Source organism: Brevibacterium sp. BDJS002, assembly GCF_028201555.1.
GTDB classification, from domain to species: Bacteria; Actinomycetota; Actinomycetes; order Actinomycetales; family Brevibacteriaceae; genus Brevibacterium; species Brevibacterium aurantiacum.
The window spans coordinates 111,583-134,949 of the sequence record NZ_CP116392.1 but is presented as its reverse complement, the minus strand read 5'-3'; the positions used below and the strand labels follow the sequence as shown (position 1 = coordinate 134,949).

Genomic DNA, 23,367 nt, shown 5'->3' with positions numbered 1-23,367 from the left:
GCCTAGCGGCTCGACACCCGTCCGAACGCGTTCGCGATCGGGGCCAGCAGCAGCGGCCTGGCGGCGAACCAACCGGCCACGACCACGACCATCGCGATGAGGAACCAGACGAGTCCGGCCCAACCGAGCATCTCGGTACCCGCGAACATGTAGCCGAGGTTGTGCCGCAGTCCGGTCGTGAACACGAGGAACACGTGGACGAGGATGAAGAACACGAAGAACAGCATCGTCGGGAAGTGGATCGCCCGCGCCAGCGGCGCCGGGTAGATCTTGTTCAGCGTCGTGGCGTTCTTCGGCCACCATTCGCTCATCCGCACACCCGTGATCGCGGCCAGCGGGGCGGCGATGAACACGATGATGAAGTACATCAGCTGCTGGAGAGCGTTGTAGTTGACCCATGCATCTTCCATCGGCCATTCCATCGTTCCGTACTGCAGCGCCGCCGACAGCGCGTTGGGGAACACTTCCCAACTGGTCGGCACGATGCGCGCCCAGTGCCCGGAGACGAAGAGCAGCACGACGAAGACCACACCATTGGCCAGCCACAGCAGATCGAGGCTCGTGTGCAGCCAGAGGTTGATGCTGATCTTCTTCCCACCCTTCTTCGGGGTGTAGAACGCCGGCGGCTTCTGCTGGTGACGCACCTGCAGACCCGAACGGATGATGAGCACCATGAAGAAGATGTTGAGGAAGTGCGTCCACCGCACCCAGCCCGGGAAACCGGGATCGACGAATTCCGGGATGTGGTATTCGCCCGGGTAGCGCTCGAGGAACTCCGGCACACCCGGCAGTGTCGTGACACCACGAGCGGCGAGGATGAGGATCCCGGCCACGACGATGAGTCCGCCGAGTCCCAGCCCGACGAGTTTGGACCACTGTCCCAGCGACTTCGAACCGATCATGACCGGTTCCTTCTTCGGTGCGGGCTTCGCCGAGGCAGTGCTGCCCGAACCGGACGATGTGGCCTTCGCAGCCGGTGCCGTCTTCGCAGCCGGCTTGTCCGCGGTGCGTGCGGCAGCCTTGTCGTCGGCCTTCGCGGCGGGCTTGGCCATCGGTTTGCGCTGAGCGGGCTTGTCCGCCGCCTTCGCCGCAGGCTTGGCCATCGGCTTGCGCTGAGCGGGCTTCTTCTCGGCTCCGTCGGAGGACTTGTCCGACGCCGCGGCGGCTCCCGCTGCCACAGCACCTGCACCGGCAGCGGCTCCCGCACCGGCGGCTCCCGCACCGGCACCGACACCACCGATTCCGGCGCGTCGACCCTGGGGCTTCTTCTCACCGGATCCGTCAGCGGCGGCCGGCGTCGCACTCTGCTTCGCCTCGGCCGTCGATTGTGCATCCTCGGCAGGATTGCCGGCCTCGGCAGATGCGGCACCGGTCGACGTGGTCTCAGCGGCCTTCTCCTCGGTCGGAGCCGAAACGGCAGCCGAGCCTGCGGCAGGTTTCGCAGCGTGTGCAGGTGCGAACCCTTCCGGCGGCCAGGGGTCTCCCCCGGCGGTGCGGGGAAGTCCGCGACGCAGCGGAACATCGGAAAGCTCTCCGGAGCCCGAGCGGCCAGCAGCATCTGCGGCCACACCGGCACCGGCAGCACCCGCGCCAGCAGCGGCGGCCGCGGGAGCAGCGGATGTCGATTCAGACGTGGAATCGGCTGACGTATCAGTCGAGGCGGCTTCGGCGGAATCGGGCTGAGCCGCAGATTCGTCCGCTGTGCTCTCGACAGGAGCGGATACAGCCGCTGCCGGAGCAGCACCGGCAGCCGAGCCACCTGCAGCCTTGACCCCGGCAGGCGCGAAGCCTTCCGGCGGCCAGGGGTCTCCGCCCTCAACGCGCGGCAGACCACGGCGCAACGGAACCTCGTCGGAGGGAGCAGATTCAGAGGCGGCAACGGCAACGCCAGCCGCAGCTCCGGCACCGGCCGTTGCAGCGGCGGCAGCCGGGGCAGCCGAGGACTCTTCGTCCGACTCGACGGACGCCGCGTCCTCGGTCGAATCCTCGACAGGAGCGTCGTCTTCGACCGCAGGCTCTGCGGAAGCAGGCGCTTCGGCTGACGCGGCGGGCGCGGCAGACGCACCGGTGGCCTTCACCCCGGCAGGAGCGAGACCTTCCGGGGGCCAGGGTTCTCCACCTTCGACGCGCGGCAGTCCCCGGCGCAGCGGAACTTCGGCCGCAGGAGCGGCTTCAGCAGGAGAGACATCGGCTGCATCGTCGTCATCGCCCGCCGTCGCAGCAGCGGCCGCACCGCCAGCAATTCCGGCAGCGCCGGTGCCCGCCGCAACAGCAGCACCGGTCGACGAATCCTCGGCGGATTCCTCGACCGAGTCATCGACGGTCCCCGTCGATTCCTCAGCTTCGGTCACATCGGACTCGGCCGCCTCGGCGGGGGAACCTTCATCCAGTTCCTCCGTCTCGGCAGTCTCCGGCAGCCATGACGCGCCCTCTTCCAAGGGTTCACCGATGGTGCCCTCCGGGGGCCAGGGGTCTCCGCCTTCGACCCGAGGCAGACCCGAGCGCAGCGAACTGGAATAGGTTGCCATATCAGGACTTGTTCTCGTTCAGTGATTCGATGGCCTGGGGAACGACCTTGAACAGGTCGCCGACGACGCCGAAATCGGCGATGTCGAAGATCGGGGCTTCGGCGTCCTTGTTGACCGCGACGATGGTCTTCGAGGTCTGCATGCCGGCCTTGTGCTGAATCGCGCCGGAGATGCCGAGAGCCACATAGAGCTGCGGGGACACCGACACACCGGTCTGGCCGACCTGGTGCGACTGGGCGATGTAACCGGCGTCAACGGCCGCACGGGAGGCACCGACGGCAGCGCCGAGGGTGTCGGCGAATTCGCCGACGAGCTCGAAGGACTCCTCCGAACCGACGCCGCGACCACCGGAGACGACCTTCTGCGCGCCGCGCAGCTCGGGACGCGAGGAGGTTTCGACAACAGCTTCGAACGAATCGATCGCAGCCGAGCGCTTACCGGAATCGGCAACCTCGAGGGCCTGCGTGTTCGCGGCCTGTGCCTCGGCGCGGGCTTCGATCGAGCCCAGACGCACGGTGACGATGGGCGCGCCGAAGGTCGGGGCCGACGAGGCGGTGTAGCCGCCGCCGTAAACGGAGTGGTTGGCCACAATGCCCTCGGAGTCGCGTTCGAGTCCGGTGGCGTCGACGGACACGGACGATCCGCTGCGCACAGCGTAGCGACCGGCGATGTCGCGACCGTCGAGAGTGTTGGGCACGAGCACGGCGTCGGGAGCGGTGAGCTCCGCGGCTGCGGCGACGGCGTCGACGGCCGCGGTGCCGAGGTTGCCCTCGGCGGCTGCGGCGGTGCAGGGTTGCCACGGCGCCGAGTTCGGCGGCCTTCTCGGCAGCGGCGTCGGCGCTGCCGGCGGCGAGCACGAGGGCGACGGGCGAGCCGATCTCAGCGGCTCCGCCGAGCAGTTCGGCGGCCGGCTTCTCCAGCTGGCCTTCGGCATCGGCGGTGAGGACGACGAGAATGGAGTCCTGCGGGAATTCTGACATGACGATTCTCCTTAGGCCAGACGGTTCTTGGTGAGGTATTCGGCGAGTTCGACTCCGCCATTGCCTTCGTCGACGACCTTCTCGCCGGCTTCGCGCGGCGGCTTCTCGGCGACGGTGACCATGATCGAGCGGGCCACGGACAGGTCCTCGGCATCGATGTCGAGATCGGACAGGCTGATGACCTCGAAGGGCTTCTTCTTCGCCGCCATGATGCCCTTGAAGTTCGGGAATCGGGCTTCGGGAAGCGCCTCGGTGATGGAGATGACGGCGGGCAGTTCGGCCGAGACCTGCTGCTTGCCGCTTTCGACCGCGCGGGTGCCGGAGACCTTGCCGTCGCCCAGTTCGACGGTCGTCAGGCCGGTCACGTGCGGGTAGTCGAGGTGCTCGGCGAGCATCGCCGGCATCATGCCGCCGTTGCCGTCGGTGGAGACGTTGCCGGTCACGACGAGGTCGAACTCACCGCGGCGCAGAGCGGCGGCGAGCACCTCGGCGGTCAGGCCCAGATCCGCACCGGCCAAGCCTTCATCGGCCACGTGCACGGCATTGTCGGCACCCATGGCCAGACCCTTGCGGATCGTCGCAGTCGCGGTATCGGGCGCCATGGAGATGACGGTCACCTCGGTGTCGCCGTCGGAGTCCTTCTGCGTCAGGGCGACCTCGAGGGCACGCTCACCGATCTCATCGAGGACGGCTTCCGAGGCGCCGCGATCGGCGAGCCCGGTTTCCAAGTTCAACTTGCGGTCGCCGTACGTATCCGGGACCTCTTTGACCAACACCGCGATCTTCAAGGATGACTCCTTAGGTTCGTGAAGCAGTTCCAGCTGCGTGAGACTTTCGTCTCATAATCTACAGGTGGCTGATTTCCGTCCGTTGACCGGGTCCGGGTTGGAACCGATCATGTCCATCACCCATGGTACGTGGTAAGCACCACAGATATCTCCGTAACTGTACGAACGATCGACAGAATTTGTCCAGTGCGCCGGACTCCGCAACCATGCGGACTTTCCTCGCCGAGGCGGTCCCCCTGTCGTCGACGACGGGACCTCGACGCAGGGCCATCCCCTCGCCGAGGCGGGGCCCTAGAATGGGAAGGAGACCGACCATTCCTCCCGGTGCCCATCGCCGCCTCTCCGCGCGAGTGCATCAGGGCAGGTTGAACGCAGAGGTCGCAGGCAAGACGCAGACATCAACGGTGAAGGAGCGCCCCGTGGCATTCGACCTCGACGACATCGACCGCAGCATCATCGCCGCCCTCGTCGAGGACTCGCGCCTGAGCGTGCGCCAGCTGGCCGAACGTGTCCACATCTCCCGCTCCGCCGCACATAAGCGCTTCACCACCCTCATCGAATCGGGTGCGATCAGAAAATTCACCGCCGAGGTGGACCGCGAGGCTCTCGGCATGACCGTGACCGCGGTCGTCGTCGTGAAGATCGGCGAGCGCCCCTGGCCGCAGGTCCGCGATGACCTGGCAGCCCTTCCCTTCGTCGAGAAGGTCCAAGCCGTCAGCGGGGACATTGACGCCCTGGTGACGGTCAATGCCCCGGATAACACTGCGCTGTCGCAGGTGATCCTCCGCCGGATCCACGAAGTCCCGGGCGTCGTGTCCTCCCGCTCACTCCTCATCCTCGATGAGGCGGAGGGCCACAGGCCGGGCGCCGGCTGAGGAACGCGGCGCTTCCGCCCGATAGGGCACTCAGTTCTGACAGAGCGAAGCCCCCGGCACCGGAATTTGTGCCGAGGGCTTCTTGACGTGAAACAGAGAGAACCGCCGACGCCGGATCCAACACTTCAAGCTAGCGTGTCAACCACCTTAGGAAAGATCAGCGTTGCGTATTTCTCATAGGCTAGCCTAACCCGAGGATTGAGAGTACACAACAGATCGATGGAGACTTTTTCGGTCGCGCTGCCTGCGAGGCAGTCACTGTTCAGCTGCGCGGTCCCGACAGCAGCATGAGCGCGGCACCGGCGACGATGCGCTTGTACACCGGCTCGACAGACAGCGTGTCTCCGCCGGCTGTGAGGAGCCCGAGCTCGGTGAGTTCCTGCAGCTCGTCTGCCAAGAGCGTGGAGAGTCGCTCGGCGCGCACCTCGCCGAGGTCGAGGTCGGGGCGTTCGGGTGCCGAGTCAGGAGTGAGGATCTCGATGAGGCGTTGGGCGATCGTGATCGCCGGGGCGCCGTAGTCCTCTCCGGGAACGAGGTTGATCACGTCGAGCAGCCGCTCGTAGATGAAGGCGCCGATGACCGGCAGTGCGGTATCCGCGCTCACCTCACCCTTCTTCCACTCGTCGGCGGCGCTTCCCGGGCGGACCTTGGTGCCGGTGATCTCGGTGATCTCAGCACTCTGCATCACGGCCCACATTGCTTCGAGGACGGGCACCTCATCGGCGCTGCGCGCATAGTTCACGCCGTCTTCGTACCGGGCGTTCGACGCAACCCCGACGGCGTCGATGCCGAACTTTTCGGCCGCCTCGGCGATATCGGCCCGCTTCACCCGTCCCGTACCGGTCAACGGGCGGGAGTCGCCGATCCATTCGAGAATGCTGGCCACACCTGAAACGAGGCGGTTGTCCGACAACGGCTGCGCGAGCTGCTCCTCACTCAGGGCATTGGCTTCGACTGCGGCCATCAGGGCCGAGGGCAGCGGGTCGGTGCGCATGCTCGCGGCCTCGGCTCGGGCGCGGGCGGCGTTCCAGCGTTCGGGGTTCTCGTCGGTGTCCATGCGGAAGCGGAGATAGTTGTCGAGAGCTTCGAGGCTGTCGAGGAAGATCACCGTCGACGGCGATTCGCCATCGGTCTTCTCGGCCTCCTCCTGTCCGTCGACTGCGAAGCTTTCGAGGACGTCGAGGAGGTCGTCGATTCCCTCCGGTTCGTCGATATCTGCGCGGGAGGACACGGCGATGCAGAACAGGAGGTGGGCGATGTCGAAGACCTCTGAGTCCTCGTCGACGTCGTCGTAGGTCTCGGCCAGCCAGTCGCGGAAGCGCTGATAGAGCGGCATCTCGTAGACGGTCTTCTCGACCGCGTCCATTCGTTCGTCGACGCTCTGCGGGTCGGCGTGGGGATTCGCCTGTGCGCTCGCCTCGGCGCTCGATCCGCCGAGCCACTCAGGCAGGTCCTGTTCTGCGGCAGGGCCGTCCTGGACGTCCTGGTCGTCCTGGTCGTCCTGGAACACTCGGTCGGTGGAACCGTAGGTGCCCGCAACCGGTTCCGGATAGCCGTCGAGCGGCATGAGCTCGTCGACGAATTGCTGCTCCGAGACCTTGTTTCGTTTGGCCAACCGCGCGACCGCGGCGGCTACGGCGAGCATGGAGCCCTCGAGGACTGGACGTCCGCTGTTGCTGGCGATGAGGCGATCGAGGCTGTCGACGACGCGGCCCTTATGTGCCAGGGCCAGGATGTCGCGGGCCACGGCACGGGACTTCTTCGCCGACCACTTCGGTGCCATCACTCCGCCGAGCTTCGGTCCGTGCACGTCGTCGGTGAACCATTCGTCGAGGAGGTCCATCGCTGCCCCGGTCACCTGCGCGACGCTCGGGTTGAAGTCCTGGGGGTCAGAGGGCAGGGAGGCCACAACAGCCTCGGCGGTTTTGATGTCGCCTTCGGCAAAGGCCACGGAGAACGACCGCAGCTTCCCCAGAGCCAGTCCGCGGTGGGCACCGACCGGGGTGAACAGGCGGCGGTTGTATTCCTCCTGCGCCTTCTCCATGGCTGCGTGGAATTCGGCCTCGGTGAAGTCCGCATTCGGATCATCGACGTCAATGCCTTCGGCCTTGAGGAACGGCGCCAGCTCCCGCATCATCCCGTCGCCCATGCCGGGGTTGTGGCTGATTTTGCCGCCCGCTGCCATTCCGTGGAATTCGGGACCGTCGAAGAAAGTAGACACGCATTGCTCCTGCCGAGGATGAACTGAAGAAATAACGGTAACAAGTCAGACCTCGTCGGCCCCACAACTGCCCCGGCATGGCCCCGCGGCTTCACCGAGATCACATTTCGGGAGTCGGCGGTACCGCACACAGCTCTGCGGGCCCGGTCGGTGTTCACGCCCTGGTCAGCGCTCAGCCTCCCGGAGAAGCGAGGGTCTTCCGCACCGCCCTGATGGTCAGCTCGAGAGACTGGGCGCGCGCGGTCGGATCGTCGACGCCGACGCTCACGCTGTAGAGGTGTCCGGAGCCGATGGTGAGGTAGACGAACGCCGCCGCCCATCCGATGGGCACGCCTTCATCGATGGAACCGTCCGCCTGCCCTATCGCGATGACGGCCTCGAGGGGATCATCCTCGGCATCCGCAGATTCAGCGCACGTGCTGGACTCAGCGCCTGACCGGGACTCGGCGGCCGCCTCGGCGAAGGATTCATCGGTGATGATCGGGTTGTCGGCGAAGAGCAGGGTGAGCACATCGGGCAGAGTGAACAGCTCCGCACAGATCCGCTCGAGCGCAGCCAGCCCGGTCCCTTCGCCGGGACGGGCCTTCATGACCGCCTCACCGAATCGCCGGGCACCGAGCAGGGCCGCCGCACCGACGAGCGCCTCCCGATCACCGAAATGTCGGTAAAGAGTGGTGCGACCGACGCCGATCGACTGTGAAAGTTCGATCATCGACGCCTGCGGGTTCGCGGCAAGGTGGGTCAGTGCCTCGCTGACCAGCGCCTCTCGGCCCAATCGACGCATTCCCTGCACCGGCACAACCCCTCCCTGACTCTGCGAACGATACAGAGCAGTCTACTTGTGGAACAGCGTTGTTCCACTTTGGTATCATTGAGTACCGACAATGCCTTCGAGGATCGAGCACGTGATGGATCAGCCCCAGCAGAAGATCGACTTCGCAACCCAGCAGCCCCACGCCCCCGCGACGTTCGCGCTCAGTCGGAGCGACGTCGTCGTCATCGGCCTCGTCTGCATCGGCATCGGGGTGGCGCTCGGCTTCTTCCTTCCAGCCCTCGGCTCGATTGCCGCGACTTTCCCCATCCCTTTCGGTGACGTCATCGAGAAGCTCAGCCGCTTCGACCAGGCGTGGGTCGTCATCGCCCGACCGATCATCGGCGGGTTGCTCGGACTCATCGCCGCCTTCTTCATCGCCGCATCGACGACTCCCCTGGTCGTCGATGAACACGGAATCACCATCGGCCGAGACGACGACCACCCGCTGCGCATCTCCCGCGCCTCGTTCTCGACCGCGTACTTCACCGACGGCAAGCTCGTCGTCGTCACCGAGGGCGGGCACCAGGCCTTCAAAGGAGATGTCGAAGGCAAAAAGACCGCGATTGCCGAGGCCTTCACCTCCCGCGGATATCGCTGGGGCGAGATCTGAGGGCCGCGGCGCCGAAGGTGGGGACGGCGTACATCGCCCCGCTCGGAGAGGACTTCTCACCGAGAGCTGATGCGATCGACGGGAGGAAGTAATCCAGAAGTGACGAGCTGGCGAGGGCGATATCGATAAGGCTTTTCAACGTCCTCGATGCCAACCCTGCGGTCGTCGTCCACAACCGCGACAACGAAGAATGCCGAGCCAAGCCGACACCGCCGCTCTCTCGTCGGCACGAATGAGAATCGGCCCCGAAATATAGTTCTCCGAGGCCGATTAACAATGTGGGAACGCAGGCAACCACGCGGCAAAAACGCAATCTCTCATACGCGTCCACATGCTTGCTAGACGCAACGTCCCGGTTTCAGACTTATCCGGCTCATCCCAATCGGGGGTGTAGGAGTTGGGGTCTGAAGCCGCCGGTCTCGAGCAGGCTTCGGGCGATGTAGTTGGTCAGGTTGCGGAACCCGAGTGCGGAGCCGCGCAGGTGTTCGAGCCGTCCGTTGAGCGCCTCGGTCGGCCCGTTGCTGGTGCCGGGTCGTTCGAAGTAGGCGAGCACGTCAGTGGCTCGCTTCTTCAGGGTCCGGCCCAGGGCGGTGAGCTCGGTGAGCACCTTGGGGACGCCGGCGCTGAGGTCGGTGATCAGCTTCTCCATGAGCTCGCGGCCACGTTGCCGGTCCTCGTGGCGATAGGCGGCGATCATGCGCTGGTAGACACCCCAGGTCGCCTCGACCTCGACGTGAGCGTCATCAACGAACAGCGCGCGTAGCCTGTCGCTCTGCTTGTCGGTGAGCAGGTCCGCGCCGGTGTGCAGCGTGCGCCGCGACTTGTAGAGCGGGTCGTCCCTGAACCCACGGTGCCCGTGGATCGCGAGTTGGACCCGGCGCCGGCACCTGTCGAGGGCGTCACCGGCCAGGCGCACGACGTGGAAGGGATCCATCACCGTGACTGCGTCCGGGATCTCCTCTGCAGCGGCGGTCTTGAACCCGGTGAAGCCGTCCATCGCCACCACCTCGACCGCGTCACGGAAGGCGTCGTCGCGGTCGGCGAGCCAGGTCTTGAACGCCGCCTTCGACCGGCCCTCGACCATGTCCAGCAGCCTTGCTGGGCCGGCGCCATCGCGGACCGGGTGAGGTCGATGATCACGGTGACGTACTTGTCGCCACGCCTGGTGTGGCGCCAGACGTGCTCATCGACGCCAATGACCTTCACGCCCTCAAACCGCGTGGGGTCGTTGATCAGCAGCCGCTTGCCTTCAGCCAGGACCGCGTTGGTGGCGGTGTCCCACGCGACCCCGAGTCCCTCGGCGACACGGGCGACGGTGAGGTGTGCGACCACGATCCCTTCCAGCGCCCACCGCAGCCCGGTGCGCGAGAGCTTCGCGCGTGGCTCCGCCGCGGCGCTGGTGTCTTGGCGCCACACGTGTCCACAGTCGGCACAGCGGTAGCGGCGCACTACAACTTCCAGCACGGTCGGTCGCCAGCCCAGCGGCTCGTGGGCCAACCGCCGGATCGCGGTGTCAGGAGCAGCGCCTTCGCTGCCGCACCGTCGGCACCACTGATCTGGTTCCACCACGCGGCACGCGAGGACCCCACGATCCGGTTCAAGTCGTTGTCCGGTCACGCTCAGACCGAGGCCGTCGAGTCGAGCGAAGGCGGTCAGGTCAAGGCGGCCGAAGCCGGCCGGCGGGGTAGCGTCGGACACGTCGAGGTCTTTCGGATGGATGGCGTAGGAACCTCCGTCGTCGGGAGACCTCGACGTCTATCTGCGGACCGCCGCGCCCGGCCGACCTACACCGTCATCTGAGAAGACCCCTGAAACGTCTTCGACGACGACGGGACTGGCGAGGAGGAGGGCGCGGTGAGCTAAAGGAATGGAGCTTGCTCGGCTTCGACGCCGCCGCAAGCTCCGGTGAAACGGTCGGTACTGGTCGGTCGTCGTCGGTCACCACCGGATGGCGGCGTCCCCCACGCTCGGCGTTTGCGCAGGTCAGCGGTTCGTTCGCCCAGTGGGCGCATCAAGCGATAGACGCAAAGCCGACGTGATTAGGTCATCGGTTCGATTCCGACAGGCAGCTCCGGCGAACAGCCCCTGCCCTGCGGAAACGCAGGGCAGGGGCTGTTCGGTTCTGGTGGTCGCGCGATGCGCTGGCCTCACGGCTCTGCCCGACACCGACGTCGCTCTCCTCTGCGACGGACCCTCGCCGGCTGACGCTCGCGGCCGGCATCCTGTCCGTGTGCCGATAGGCCTCGCGCCGCTCGGCAACGCAGCGTGGCGTTGCGTCGCGACCTGGCGACGGATCGGCGGGGCGCGATCGTCTCGTGCGTTGGCGGACTACGGGAGCTTGGACGCGAGGACGTCGGCCGCCAGGATCTCGGGTGCTGCGCTGAGGAGGTGCTGGTTGGCCATCAGGGCTGCGACGATGGCGCCGTTGGCGTGGGCGTCGCGAGCGGCCTCGTCGTGGAATGCATCGAAGATCCAGAAGGTGTCGGCGTGGGTCCTGACCGCGAACCAGACAATCGTTCCTACTTCTTCGTTGGCGAGTGCGACAGCGCCGGCGAGCAGATCGGCGAGCGCGTCGTGCTGTCCATCGGCCGCGACGATCTTGGCGACGAAGGCATACGGAAGTGATGCGGGTGTGGACATGAGGGACTCTCCTTGACGTCGGGGTTCTTCGTGGGACGAGTTCAGCTTATGACGAGCGAGGGCCGGTGGGTAGTGGCGTATGCGGCAGTATTGCTATTGTTTACGTCATGCGTATTGGACTGATCGCGATTGACGGCTGCTTCGGTTCGGCTATCGCGTCGATCATCGACATCGTGCGGGTGGCCGACGGAGCCCGCGGCGATGTCGACCCGCGGATCGACCCGATCGAACTCGCCATCCTCGGACCGAAACGGCGAGTGACCACGACGGCATCGATGACCCTGTCGGTGGACCACCCGCTGTCGGAGTCCGCAGAGTTCGACGTGGTCGTCGTCCCTGCGCTTGGAACCCTTACGGCCGCCGCTACCAACGACGCCCTCCAGAGCCGAGATGCTCGTTCGGTCATCGCCTCGCTCGGGCGCCTCGACGAGGCGACCACCCGGATCGCCGCGGCGTGCACCGGCGTGTTCGCTGTCGCCGAGACCGGACGGATGCATCATCGGCGGGCGACGACCAGCTGGTTCCTGGGGCCGGAGTTCCTGAAGCGCTATCCGACCGTCGCCCTCGATCTCGATACCATGGTCGTGGTCGACGGGAACCTCGTCACCGCCGGCGCCGCGTTCGCCCACATCGACCTCGCGCTCTCACTCGTGCGATCGATCAGCCCCGACCTGGCCCAACACGTCGCCAAGCTCCTCATCATCGACGAGCGCCCGTCGCAGGCGGCCTTCGTCGCCTACGAACATCTCCGGCACGAGGACCCGATCGTCGTCGAGTTCGAACGCTTCGTGCGCGCCCGCCTGGACGAACCGTTCAACGTCGCCTTCGTCGCGCAGTCGCTCGGCACCAGCCGGCGCACCCTCGAACGACGAGTCCGTGCGGCGCTCAACCTCACTCCGCTCGGCTTCGTCCAACGGCTTCGCATCGAGCGAGCTCGGCACCTCTCATCAACCACGGACCTCACCTCCGCCGAGATCGCGCTACGGGTCGGCTACGCGAACGCCGAGACTCTGCGCTCCCTCCTGCGTAGGGAGCGACGCCGTTCCTGACCTATCGCCATGCCTGTAGCCGGTGTGCTAGTACTCGACTGGAACCAGCTCTCAGCACGTCGCGTCGACGCTCCTGCGTCGCCCCTGGACGACCCACTCGACACGCCCGCAGCATAGGCCATGTGACGTGTCCCGGCTTCCCGGACGGTCGGGGTTGGGTGGCTGTGATGTCGCTGCGTTCTCGTCGAGAGGGTCAGCAGACCCGATCAGAGTCGATTGGGATAAGACGCGAAGGCGGTCAGGTCAGGGCGGCCGAAGCCGGCCGGCGGGGTAGCGTCGGACACGTCGGGGTCTTTCGGATGGATGGCGTAGGAACCTCCGTCGTCGGGAGATCTCGACGTCTATCTGCGGACCGACGCGCCCGGCCGACCTACACCCTCATCTGGGAAGAGCCACTTATCCGCGAACCAGGGCAGAGACCCCGAAAGCATCTAGCGCTGAGGACGTTCCCAAATACAACGCGCATAATTCGATGCCGAAAGCTGAATAGTCCATGGCTTCAGCTGTGTTTAGTGTGACAGTTGCGTTTCTTTCTTTTACTGCCGTTTTAGCCCAGTCACTGTAACGGCTTTCGTCAGTTGCACGGCCCGGTTCTTCGGGTGCCAGCCCTGCCACTTTCCTCCATATCGAACTGCACCCTGCTTATTGCCGGTGTGGAACCACTTGATGCTCTTCCACTTCCCGGACAGAGAGCCAGTTCCTTTGAACCCGTAGTAATTAGAGCCCCTCATACAGAAATATCCGCTCGCCGCCGAACACCCAGGCCGACAATTGATATCTTGTGGGCCGAGATTGTGGTTTCCAGTTTTGCTGCGACGATCTTCCCGTTGTCAGGATCGACCACTACAGTTGCCGGAGCTCCCGACTCGTCAATCTCTTTGACCTTGTCAGGGTCGGTGGTCGCACCGGGTACAAGCTCCAGCGGGTCTGCTTCGGCACCGTCTTTCAGTAGCGAATCAACTCGAGCGTCTTCATCTGCAGGCGAAGACTCTACCGGCTGGATGTCTTCACTCAACACTGCCGATGCTGGTCCCGCGGCGAACGTTGAACCGGCGACCAGGGCAAGCCCACCAACAATTGAGACAAGCTTCTTCATAATTATCCGTTCTATCCAGTGTGGCCGGAGTCCAATCATCGTATTCGACTCGACCCATCTATGTTCGTTCCCTATCTGCGTGTCTGAAGTATTGACACTTGGGGCATAGTCAGCTCTGCAGCTGGCCTTGATCCCCTTTTTGTTTAGTCTTCCGAATCTGGCTCGCTACCAGTCTTCCCACCAGCATTCCCACTACAATCCCGACCCATCCGATTACGACCGTCGCTGAGTTGAACTGTGCTCTGCCCAGCGGGATAACCATGTACTGGACAAGTTCGACAGCAAGCGACAGTAACGCCGCAATGGAAGCGGCCCCGACAATGTGGCGGAACCGAAGGAACAGTCCACTAGCTACCCCTAATGGCGCAAAGAGCAGCAGGTTCATCGACTGCCAATTGACCGAGAATAGCGCCCCTGGGGCCGGGAACGACCACGCCCAGACTCGGGTCGTCGTCAAACCATCGTTCAATCCCGGCGCGTGCCCTGACGGTGTCACTGTCGCAGCGATCACAACGGACACGCTCGCCATCCAGAAGAACACGATTACTGGATGCTCTCGAAGCCGTCGGCCAACAGGCTTTGCGATTACTGCTGCAACGATCGCACCAACTGCCGCGACCGGAAGTGCGTAGGGCAGTGCAGTTAGATATCTAAGCATTTACAGTCCTGTACAGAACGTCGTTCTCGTGTAGTAGTTCTTGCCCGAAATCGTGTCTTTCATCAGAGCACGAGCGCATGGCCGTTTGCTGCTCAACGACGCAGAGCACGAGAACGTCGCTGTCTTTGTTTGCTTCGACTTCATCTTGTAGGTTCCGGACCACGACACCGGGCCTTGAGCTCCGCCCTTCTTGTTGACCGCCTGGAATCCGAACTTAACCGAAACCCCCGAACCTTTCGTCTTCTTGTACGTGACTTTGGCCTTCGAGACACGGTTGCCATTGGAGTAGACCTGGGCGTTGAGAGAGCCGTTCTGCACGTCGTTATATCCCGCGTTATACCAGGTGTAGCTTGCTGCTTCAGCGTTGGTTGAAACCCCCAGCGTCAGGGCCGCTGCCGCTACCCCTGCAATGAGCATCTTCTTCACATGATTCCTCTCTGCTGGAACTCCGGTAGTCCTCAGCCGGTATAGAGGTTATGTTCATACTCGGCCTCCGCACATCCCCCAAAAAGACGAAATTGCACAAGAAATGTTGATCTACTGCGCTGGACTTGCACGCACGGCTGTGTGAAAGAGCCCTCACCGTCCAGCCAAACGTCCACTCGACCTGCCGGAACCGGCCCCTTCGTCCCGAGTTCGCGACACGTTTGGCCGCCCGTCCTCACCTGCACCTAAGCCATGGAATCGTGACTCGGCTCACGCCACCATGGGGCCATGACCATTGACGTTCCCACCACAGGCCGCTCACTGCCCCAGCTGCAGCCGATCAGCTTCATCGGCGCAGATGGCCGGCTCACCGACACTCCGACCGAAGGGCTGCGGATCCCCAGCGATGCCGCCCTCACCGTTCTCTACCGGCAGATGGTCCTCGTCCGCCGGTTCGAAGCGCAGGTCACGCATCTGACCCGGCAGGGTCGACTTGCGACCTACCCCTCCGCGGCAGGACAGGAAGCCGCCGAGGTGGGGGCCACCACCGCGCTGGCCCCGAACGACTGGCTCTTCCCCACCTACCGCGACTCGGCAGCGCTGCTGACCCGCGGAGTGCCCGTCGCCGAGATCCTCGCCGCCTTCCGCGGGGACTGGCACTGCGGTTTCGACCCGCGTGAGTATCACGCCTCACCTGCGGCGACACCGCTGGCAACGCAGACTCTGCATGCCACCGGATTCGCGATGGCCGCGAAGCTCAAAGGCGAGGATGCAGCGACTCTGACCTTCCTCGGCGACGGCGCCAGCAGCGAAGGCGACACCCACGAGGCCTTCAACTTCGCCTCCGTGTGGCAGACCCCGACGGTCTTCGTGCTGCAGAACAACCAGTACGCGATCTCCACTCCCCTGCGGGAGCAGACGAACGCGACGATGCTCGCCGATCGCGCCGCCGGCTACGGAATGCCGGGCCTGCGCGTCGACGGCAATGATGTCGCTGCCGTGTTCGCCGCCGTCGCCGCGGCACTCGAGCGCGGTCGGAATGGGGACGGTCCGACCCTCATCGAGTGCCTCACCTACCGGATGGAGTCGCACACGAACTCCGACGATCCGACGAAGTACCGCGACTCCGAAGAGGTCGAGCACTGGAAGCAGTTCGATCCCATCGACCGTCTCGAGAAGTATCTGCGAACGACCGGTGCCCTCGACGATTCGACGGTCGCAGAGGTCGCCGAGGCGGCTGAGACCCTGGCCGCGTCCGTGCGCGATGCGATGAACCAAGAGGCCGAGGTCGACCCGCGCGAACTCTTCGCCCACGTCTATGCGACCCCGCGCACGGCCCTTGCCGAACAGCAGCAGGTCCTCGAAGCCGAACTCGCCGCGGCAGGCCACGCATGAGCGTCGAAACAGGCACCGACCCGACGTCCGATCCGACCGCGGTGAACGACGAAACAGCACCGGCCGCCTCGGCGAGCACCGAACCGGCGACAATGGCCGCACCGTCATCGGTGACGATGACGAAGGCCCTCAACCAGGCGCTGCGCGATTCTCTGGCCGACGACGACACTGTGCTCGTCTTCGGTGAGGATGTCGGCCGTCTCGGCGGGGTCTTCCGCGTCACCGAAGGACTGAGGGCCGAATTCGGGTCGAACCGGGTCTGGGATTCCCCGCTTGCGGAGTCGGGCATCATCGGCACCGCAATCGGCATGGCGATGAACGGCATGCGCCCGGTGGTCGAGATGCAGTTCGACGCCTACGCGTACCCCGCGTTCGAGCAGATCGTGTCCCATGTGGCGAAGATGCGGAACCGGACGAAAGGCCGGGTCAGCCTGCCGATCACGATCCGGATTCCCTATGCCGGCGACATCGGCGGAGTCGAACACCACTCGGACTCGTCCGAGGCCTATTGGACGTCGACGCCGGGTCTGACCGTCGTCACGCCGTCGAATCCGGCCGATGCGTATTCGCTGCTGCGCGAGTCGATCGCCTCCGATGATCCGGTCGTGTTCATGGAGCCGAAGTCGCGGTACTGGATGAAGGAGACCCTGTCTCTGCCGGTGACGACGGCGCCGATGAATCGGGCCCAGGTCATCCGCGAGGGCACCGACGTCACCCTGCTCGCCTATGGTCCGACGGTGCGGACGGCGCTCGATTCCGCCGAGGCCGGGGCCGAGCACGGACTGTCCATCGAGGTCATCGACCTGCGCACGCTGTCGCCGTTCGATGATGAGACGGTGTCCGAGTCCGTGCGCAAGACCTCGCGCGCGGCGATCATCCACGAGGCCGCGCAGTTCGGCGGATACGGCGCCGAGGTGGCCGCCCGCCTCACCGAGCGCAACTTCACCCACCTGTCGGCCCCGATCCTGAGGGTCGCTGGATTCGATGTGCCGTATCCGTCGCCGAAGCTTGAGGAGTTCTATTTGCCCACCGTCGAACGCGTGCTCGATGCGCTCGAGTCCTGGGATTGGGAGCTGTGATGAGTGCTGATCTGAATACGGGCACGCGCGAGTTCATCCTTCCCGACCTCGGCGAAGGCCTCACCGAGGCGGAGCTGATCTCCTGGAAGGTCGAGATCGGGGACGAGGTCCACGTCGATCAGATGGTCGTCGAGGTCGAGTCCGCGAAGTCCGTCGTCGAACTCCCCTGCCCGTACGCCGGGCGGATCGTCAGCCTTCACGCGAACGCCGGGGACACCGTCAGCGCAGGTCAGCCCTTGCTCTCCGTCGCCGAGGCGAGCGCCGAGGCGAGCGCTGAGGCGGGCGCGGGCGCCGGGCCTGTGGACGGCGGCGAAACTGGTGCCGGCGAATCGAGCGGCGCGAACCTCATCGGCTACGGTACATCGGAGCCGAAGACCCGGTCGACGAAGAAGCGCTCGTTCGGCGGCAAGCACACGGCCGGGCCTGGTGCGGCCGAATTTGGTGCGGCATCCACTCCGAGCCCGGCTGAAGCGCCCGCTGTTCCGACCGTCACCCCGGACGCCCCATCGCAGCCGCCGGCAGAGACGTCGACCTCCACCGATGAGTCATCGACGGAGGCAAGCGAGCGCGTCTCCCCCGTCTCTTCCCCACTTGTGCGCAAGCTCGCGAAGGACCACGGCATCAGCGCCAAACACATGCCCGGCACGGGTCCGGGCGGGGTCGTGACCAGGGCCGATGTCCTCGCCGCGATCGAGTCGGGCACGGCTGCGAACGTCGAAGCGGCGAGCGCTCACGTCCCCGCGGGACGTCACCAGCCGGCGAACCTCAGTCGACCACGCAACGCAGCGCCACCTCGGTGGGGGCACCTTCGCCTGTCGGGCGGGCCGACCGCGATACCCGCACCCCGATCACGGGGCTGCGGAAGGTCGTGTCCGAACGTCTCACGAAGTCGCGGCAGGAGATCCCCGAGGCGACGATCTGGCTCGATGTCGACGCCACCGAGCTGCTGGGCACGAAGCGCGCGCTCGAGGCGCGCACGGGTGAGAAGTATTCGCTGCTGTCCCTCGTCGCCCGCTTCGTCGTGGCCGGGTTGAAGAAGTACCCGATCATCAATTCTTCGATCGACACGGCCGCCGGCGAGATCGTCACCCACGGCGACATCAACCTCGGCTTGGCCGCGCAGACCCCGCGCGGACTCATGGTTCCCGTCGTGCACGGGGCCAGCGAGATGAGCCTGCGGCAGCTGCGCGACTCCGTGTCCGAGACCGTTGGGAAGGCCGCCTCGGGGAAGTTCGATCCGGCGGAACTCTCCGGCGGCACGTTCACCTTGAACAACTACGGGGTGTTCGGCGTCGACGGTTCGGCCCCGATCATCAATCTCCCCGAGGTGGCCATGCTCGGTCTCGGTCGGATCAAGGACCGCCCGTGGGTTGTCGACGGCGAGCTCACGGTACGCAAAGTGATGTACCTGTCGTTCGTCTTCGACCACCGGGCGTGCGACGGTCAGGAGCCGAGCGAGTTCCTCACCTTCGTCGCCGACTGCATCGAGAACCCGATCTCGCTGCTGCCCGAGCTCTGACGAGCGCTCTCGATCAACTCGAAGCTCGAAAAAGTCGTCACCCGCGACGACTTTTTCGAGTTTCGCGTTGACTGAGCGGGGACGAACTCAGGCACCGAGCGGCGCCGCTGCTCTTCCGATGTCGAGACGCGGCCAGTCCGCGAGATCCGCCAACATCTGCCGGTCGTGGGTGACGACGATGAGCGCCGCCGAGGCGGTCCCGAAGGACTCCGTGAGTTCGTCGACCAGCGAGGCGGACAGATGATTCGTCGGTTCATCGAGGATGAGCACGTCGGGTTCGACCGCCAGACACATCGCCAGCTGGAGTCTGCGCTGCTGACCCTGCGAAAGTCGGTGAACCGGTGTTGTCGAGTCATCCGCCGAGAGCAGCCCGAGGTCCTGCAGGGTAAGGTCGCCGGACAGCGACGACCGTAGTGCATAGTCCTCGAACACACGGGCGGCGGTGTCGGCGGCGTTCCATTCGGGCACCTCCTGACTGAGCAGCTCGACCCGTGCCTGCGGATGTCTGTGCACCTCTCCGGAACTCGGATCGAGACGGCCGGTGAGGATGTCGAGAAGCGTCGACTTGCCGGTGCCGTTCGCGCCGGTGATGAGCAGGCGGTCGCCGGGAGCGATGCTCAGAGACACCGTCTGCCTCATCCGCCCTTCAACGGTGACCGATTCCGCTGCCAGCGGTGAGCCGCCTTCCGCTTCCCACCGCTCGTCATCGGATTCCGATACGTCCGGCCACTGCAGACGCAGAGGCGGTTCGGGCACTTCCACGGCGTGCCGTTCGAGGTCTTCGACGCGACGGTTGAAGGCCTGCACGACGCCGGCGGTCCTCGTCGCGCGAGTGTGCTTGCCGGTTCCCTTCGGCGGACGCCACCCCGTGCTCAATCGGGATCGGGCGTCATCGGCGGCTTCGGACAGTCGGGCGTGCTCGGCCACCTCGGCGAGGTAGTCCTGCTCCCAGTTCTCACGGTCCCGACGTTTCCCCGCCACCCATCCGCGGTAGCCGCCGGAGTAGTTCCGGGGGCGTCCGTCGCGACTCGGGTCGAGATCGAGGAATTCGTCGGCAACATCGTGAAGCAGCGCCCTGTCATGGCTGACCAGGGCGAATCCGCCGTGTCGGGTGCGCAGTCGCTCGGTGAGGAACGCCAGTGACTGGGCGTCGAGGTGGTTCGTCGGTTCGTCGAGCAACAGGATGTCGGTACTCGAGCCGAGGACGACGGCCAGACGCACTCGATAGCGCTGGCCGACCGAGAGGCTCGCGAGGCTCCGCGTCCGGTCCGAGCACGCGGAGAGTCCCGCCAGTGCCGTGTCGATGCGCCGCTCGCCGCCCCATGCGTCGAGGCGGGTCGCCAGGTCGAGGGCCTGCGTGAAGGCTTCGTCTGCTCCGGGCTCGTCCCGCGCCATTGCCTCGCCGGCGGCGTCGAGAGCGGCCAGCGCGGCCTTCTCCTGGCGCAGGGACTCATTGATGAGATCGCCGACCGTGCGGTTGTCGTCGGCGTCGAGCGCCTGCTCGAGCAGGGTGACGGTACCTGATCGCCGCAGCTCTCCCTGATCGGGTGGAAGGGTACCGGCGAGGACATGCAGCAGGGTCGTCTTTCCGCTGCCGTTCTCACCGACGACGGCCAGTCGCGAACCGGCGGAGACCGTCAAGTAGAGACCGGTGAGGATCTCGCGGTCGCCGCGCATGATGTGAATGTTCTCGGCGCGGATGTGTGCGGAAGATCCTGCGGGCAGGTCGAGTTCGGGGGATGAAGATGTTGATTTCGGCATCGTGGTCTTTCAGCTCGTCGTGGAGCCGGACAGCATGAAACCACCGTCCGGCGAGGGCCAGGACGGCGCACGAGAGTGATGTGAAGGGTCCCGCCGCCGTCAGCGGCGGCTACGGAGCCTTCTGGAGGGCATACCGAAATTCATGGCACCAATTCTAACAGCGGGATATTTCTGTATTAGTCCCGGGGACAGCGAGCCACTGGCGGAGTCGTCCCAAACGACAGGGCGAGCGGTGTGGTCGAAGTTCCAGCCATTCCAGGTCCAGACGATCAGGCCGAGCGCGGCTCCGGATGGATCTCAACCCGCAGGTTCAGCGCCTTGGTCACTTGCAGGACTGTTGACCAAGTCGGATTTCCATCCTCCGACAACGCCCTGTAGAGGCCGTCGCGGCTCATGCCGACTCGGCGAGCCAGGTCGCTCATATTTCCTGATCGAGCGATGATCCCGAGCGCCGCCGGAAGGGCACCCGGGTCATCCGCGGCATCTTCAAGGGCCGTCTCCAGCAAGATCGCGGCATCATCGGCAGTGGCAATGTGATCTGCGGCGTCGAAGATCGGATACTTCACGTCGTCAGTCATGTCCACCCTCCTTCCTCTGGTCCAGCTTCCAAGTATCAGCAAGCTTCTTCGCAGCGGCTATGTCCTTACCCTGCGTCGACTTGTCACCACCGCAGAGCAGCACGATCAGCTCAGACCCGCTCTGAAGGAAATAGATCCTGTAACCGGGACCGGAATTGATCTTGAGTTCAGACAACCCGTTTCCGATCGGTGCCACCTGGCCAGGATTCCCGTGCGCAAGCCGATCCAGTCGAAGCAGAATGCGGACACGAGCTTTCTCATCCTTGAGGCCCTTGAACCAACGATCAAATGTTCGGGTAGTTCGAACAACAGCCACGTGTCGATTATATCTGACACTTTTGCGCTGCACCAGGGTCCGCATTGTCAGCTGACTGCTCGGTCATCTCCGTCAGCATAGCTCTCCGATTCCACACTTCGGACGGCCATTTCATCTGTGATTCACGGCACTAACCTTGCCGAGGCTGCCGACCGGCTGCCGGTGTCGAGTGAAAGAAGGTCGCTCATGTCGCAGTGTGACGATTCGGCCCCAACGTCAGGGCCACCTCGGCGGCGGTATTCGCTGGTCCTCCTCATCGTTCCCGTCATTCTCTACGTCCTCACCCCGGTCGTGGCGAACTCGGTCGAGCCGCGTGTCGCCGGATTGCCGTTCATCCTCGCCTATACGATCGCGGTCACGATCCTCACCTGGCTCTTCGTGTGGATGACCGCTCGCGGCGACCGGTACTACCGGCACGATCTGCCCGAGCACATCCCCTCCGATGTCGCATTCGGTGAGGACCACGAGATCGAAGAGGCCGCGAAATGAGCACCCCCGCGATCATCGCCTGCATCATCTTCGGCCTCGCAATGCTCGCGACCATCGGCATCGGCATCTGGTCCGGCCGCGGCCGGGAGAGGTCGCTGGACGAATGGTCGGTGTCCGGGCGGGGGCTCGGCTTCGTCTTCATCCTGCTGCTCATGACAGGCGAAACGTATACGAGCTTTTCGTTCCTCGGCACGGCCGGTTGGTCCTACTCCTACGGTGTGCCGATCCTCTACCTCATCGGGTACCTGAGCATCGGTCTCGTCGTCGCCTACCTCGTCGGCCCTCTGTTCTGGACCTATGCCGCCCGGCACAAGCTCGTCAGTCTCTCCGACATCGTCGAACACCGGTTCCGCTCGCGTGGGTTGGCGATCCTCGTGGCTGTCCTCGCGACGATCTTCATCGTCCCCTACATCCAGCTGCAGATTCAGGGCATGGGTGCAGTCGTCAACGCCATGAGCTACGGCGCGATCGACCTCAAGGTCGCCGCCATCGTCTCCTTCATCGTTGCCGAGGCGTTCATCCTCTTCTCCGGACTGCGCGGTTCCGCCTGGGTCAGCGTCCTCAAGGACGGACTGGTCATCCTCGCTGTTGCGTTCCTCGCGATCTACGTACCGCTGCACTATTTCGACGGCCTGGCTCCTCTGCTTGACCGCGTCGTGAGTGAGAAATCTCAGTGGCTGACCTTCCCCGGTGCAGGCGATGGCATCTACGGGGGTGCATGGTTCATCTCGACGATCATCCTCAACGGGATCACGATCACCGTGTTCCCCACGTCGATCGCCGGCTACCTGTCGGGCACCTCGGCGAATGCTCTGCGACGCAACTCGATCATTCTGCCCTGGTATCAGCTGCTGCTCCTCGTGCCGATGATGGTCGGGGTGGCTGCACTCTTCGTCGTCCCTGCCCTCAAAGACGCCGACCTGGCTCTGTTCTCCGTGGTCATCGATTCCCTGCCCGCGCCGATCGTCGCGATCATCGGCGTCGCAGGAGCGCTCTCGGCGATCGTGCCGATGAGCGTGTACATGCTCTCGATCGGTTCGATGTGGGGACGGACTGTTTTGGGCGGCGGCTTGGCTGGACCGAAGCACGCCGCTTCGATGACGTCTGAGCAGCTGAACGCACGGGGCCTGCGGCAGAAGACACTGTCCCAGTGGGTGTGCCTGGCCGTCGGCATCATCGCCCTGATCATGAGCCTGCTCATGCCGGATGCGCTCGTCGAGCTCTCCGTGCTCAGCTACGAGGGCCTGGCACAGGTCGTGCCGGCCGCGTTGCTGTCTCTGTACTGGCCGCGCATGAGCAAGCAGGCAGCGGCTGCGGGTCTCATCGTCGGCTCCGTCGTCATGGTCGCCCTCCACTACACGGGACTCGACCCATTGCTCGGAATCAACGGCGGTCTCTGGTCTGTCGCGGCGAACCTCATCGTGGTCGTCATCGTCACGCTGGTCAAGCCAGACCCACGGTGGGCACCGAAAGCCCAGCGTCAGGCGCGCACCGAGGCGGCGGCGTTGTAGGTGCGAACCCCTCGATCAGCGCGAATCTCAAAAA

At 64.9% G+C, this 23,367-nt stretch carries 18 protein-coding genes and 3 pseudogenes; 9 read left to right on the top strand and 12 right to left on the bottom strand.

Translation table 11 applies throughout. The annotated features are described in order from the left end of the window. Nucleotides 1–2: 2 nt before the first annotated feature. The 3 genes and pseudogenes from PGC08_RS00620 to PGC08_RS00610 all read right to left on the bottom strand — a co-directional run bounded on the left by PGC08_RS00620 (nt 3) and on the right by PGC08_RS00610 (nt 4,296). Nucleotides 3–2,528, bottom strand: coding sequence for a cytochrome b/b6 domain-containing protein (locus PGC08_RS00620; RefSeq protein ID WP_271709246.1), 2,526 nt, complete (start codon nt 2,526–2,528; stop codon nt 3–5). A 1-nt stretch (nt 2,529) separates the two neighbouring features. Continuing rightward, nucleotides 2,530–3,508 (bottom strand): annotated as a pseudogene (locus PGC08_RS00615) (electron transfer flavoprotein subunit alpha/FixB family protein). A gap of 11 nt (nt 3,509–3,519) precedes the next feature. Beyond that, nucleotides 3,520–4,296, bottom strand: coding sequence for an electron transfer flavoprotein subunit beta/FixA family protein (locus tag PGC08_RS00610; protein ID WP_009883815.1), 777 nt, complete (start codon nt 4,294–4,296; stop codon nt 3,520–3,522). Nucleotides 4,297–4,715: 419 nt separating this feature from the next. Here PGC08_RS00610 and PGC08_RS00605 point away from each other — a divergent pair, with 419 nt between their 5' ends. Beyond that, a complete protein-coding gene (locus PGC08_RS00605; RefSeq protein WP_009883814.1) occupies nt 4,716–5,171 on the top strand; it encodes an Lrp/AsnC family transcriptional regulator in 456 nt (151 codons plus the stop codon). Between the two features lie 262 nt (nt 5,172–5,433). Here PGC08_RS00605 and PGC08_RS00600 read toward each other — a convergent pair whose 3' ends face one another. Together PGC08_RS00600 and PGC08_RS00595 are read right to left on the bottom strand one after the other, a co-directional pair. Further along, nucleotides 5,434–7,392, bottom strand: coding sequence for a hypothetical protein (locus tag PGC08_RS00600; RefSeq protein WP_271709245.1), 1,959 nt, complete (start codon nt 7,390–7,392; stop codon nt 5,434–5,436). Nucleotides 7,393–7,564: 172 nt separating this feature from the next. Further along, on the bottom strand, nt 7,565–8,191 hold the full coding sequence (locus tag PGC08_RS00595; RefSeq protein WP_271709244.1) for a TetR/AcrR family transcriptional regulator: 627 nt from the start codon (nt 8,189–8,191) through the stop codon (nt 7,565–7,567). Nucleotides 8,192–8,300: 109 nt separating this feature from the next. Here PGC08_RS00595 and PGC08_RS00590 point away from each other — a divergent pair, with 109 nt between their 5' ends. After that, nucleotides 8,301–8,816, top strand: coding sequence for a YqeB family protein (locus PGC08_RS00590; protein WP_114385045.1), 516 nt, complete (start codon nt 8,301–8,303; stop codon nt 8,814–8,816). 373 nt (nt 8,817–9,189) lie between these two features. Here PGC08_RS00590 and PGC08_RS00585 read toward each other — a convergent pair. Then, a pseudogene (locus PGC08_RS00585) lies at nt 9,190–10,514 on the bottom strand (ISL3 family transposase). 630 nt (nt 10,515–11,144) lie between these two features. Next, entirely contained in the window at nt 11,145–11,456 is a 312-nt protein-coding gene (locus tag PGC08_RS00580) for a putative quinol monooxygenase (RefSeq protein WP_075846768.1), read from the bottom strand. Nucleotides 11,457–11,563: 107 nt separating this feature from the next. Between PGC08_RS00580 and PGC08_RS00575 the strand changes: the two genes are divergently transcribed. Further along, complete coding sequence (locus PGC08_RS00575; protein WP_271709243.1) at nt 11,564–12,505, top strand: GlxA family transcriptional regulator; 942 nt, start codon at nt 11,564–11,566, stop codon at nt 12,503–12,505. A 727-nt stretch (nt 12,506–13,232) separates the two neighbouring features. Here PGC08_RS00575 and PGC08_RS00570 read toward each other — a convergent pair. Both PGC08_RS00570 and PGC08_RS00565 read right to left on the bottom strand, forming a co-directional pair. Continuing rightward, a complete protein-coding gene (locus PGC08_RS00570; protein ID WP_271709242.1) occupies nt 13,233–13,601 on the bottom strand; it encodes a hypothetical protein in 369 nt (122 codons plus the stop codon). Between the two features lie 658 nt (nt 13,602–14,259). Next, on the bottom strand, nt 14,260–14,685 hold the full coding sequence (locus PGC08_RS00565; protein ID WP_271709241.1) for a hypothetical protein: 426 nt from the start codon (nt 14,683–14,685) through the stop codon (nt 14,260–14,262). Nucleotides 14,686–14,973: 288 nt separating this feature from the next. On the opposite strand from PGC08_RS00565, the gene pdhA reads away from it, so the two are divergent. From pdhA to PGC08_RS00545, 4 genes and pseudogenes are all read left to right on the top strand, one after another. Further along, nucleotides 14,974–16,080: a pyruvate dehydrogenase (acetyl-transferring) E1 component subunit alpha gene (gene pdhA / locus PGC08_RS00560; RefSeq protein ID WP_271709240.1), complete on the top strand. Its 1,107-nt coding sequence runs from the start codon at nt 14,974–14,976 to the stop codon at nt 16,078–16,080. Next, a complete protein-coding gene (locus PGC08_RS00555) occupies nt 16,077–17,159 on the top strand; it encodes an alpha-ketoacid dehydrogenase subunit beta (RefSeq protein ID WP_009884983.1) in 1,083 nt (360 codons plus the stop codon). The genes pdhA and PGC08_RS00555 overlap by 4 nt, the downstream gene beginning before the upstream one ends. Beyond that, nucleotides 17,159–17,794, top strand: a pseudogene (locus tag PGC08_RS00550) (biotin/lipoyl-containing protein); the annotation flags it as partial. The gene PGC08_RS00555 and the pseudogene PGC08_RS00550, both read left to right, overlap by 1 nt. A gap of 233 nt (nt 17,795–18,027) precedes the next feature. Continuing rightward, complete coding sequence (locus PGC08_RS00545; protein WP_271709239.1) at nt 18,028–18,678, top strand: dihydrolipoamide acetyltransferase family protein; 651 nt, start codon at nt 18,028–18,030, stop codon at nt 18,676–18,678. 87 nt (nt 18,679–18,765) lie between these two features. On the opposite strand, the gene PGC08_RS00540 is transcribed toward PGC08_RS00545, so the two are convergent. The 3 genes from PGC08_RS00540 to PGC08_RS00530 form a co-directional block, all read right to left on the bottom strand. Continuing rightward, a complete protein-coding gene (locus PGC08_RS00540; protein ID WP_135447814.1) occupies nt 18,766–20,439 on the bottom strand; it encodes an ABC-F family ATP-binding cassette domain-containing protein in 1,674 nt (557 codons plus the stop codon). Between the two features lie 269 nt (nt 20,440–20,708). After that, a complete protein-coding gene (locus PGC08_RS00535) occupies nt 20,709–21,017 on the bottom strand; it encodes an addiction module antidote protein (protein WP_009884979.1) in 309 nt (102 codons plus the stop codon). After that, nucleotides 21,010–21,333 carry a type II toxin-antitoxin system RelE/ParE family toxin gene (locus tag PGC08_RS00530; protein ID WP_193070007.1) on the bottom strand — a complete coding sequence of 108 codons (324 nt, stop codon included), beginning with the start codon at nt 21,331–21,333 and terminating at the stop codon, nt 21,010–21,012. The genes PGC08_RS00535 and PGC08_RS00530 overlap by 8 nt, the downstream gene beginning before the upstream one ends. A 186-nt stretch (nt 21,334–21,519) precedes the next feature. Here PGC08_RS00530 and PGC08_RS00525 point away from each other — a divergent pair, with 186 nt between their 5' ends. Continuing rightward, nucleotides 21,520–21,822 carry a DUF3311 domain-containing protein gene (locus tag PGC08_RS00525; RefSeq protein WP_009884977.1) on the top strand — a complete coding sequence of 101 codons (303 nt, stop codon included), beginning with the start codon at nt 21,520–21,522 and terminating at the stop codon, nt 21,820–21,822. Further along, nucleotides 21,819–23,333: a sodium:solute symporter family protein gene (locus tag PGC08_RS00520; RefSeq protein WP_271709238.1), complete on the top strand. Its 1,515-nt coding sequence runs from the start codon at nt 21,819–21,821 to the stop codon at nt 23,331–23,333. Before PGC08_RS00525 ends, PGC08_RS00520 begins: the two co-directional genes overlap by 4 nt. Nucleotides 23,334–23,367: the final 34 nt, after the last annotated feature.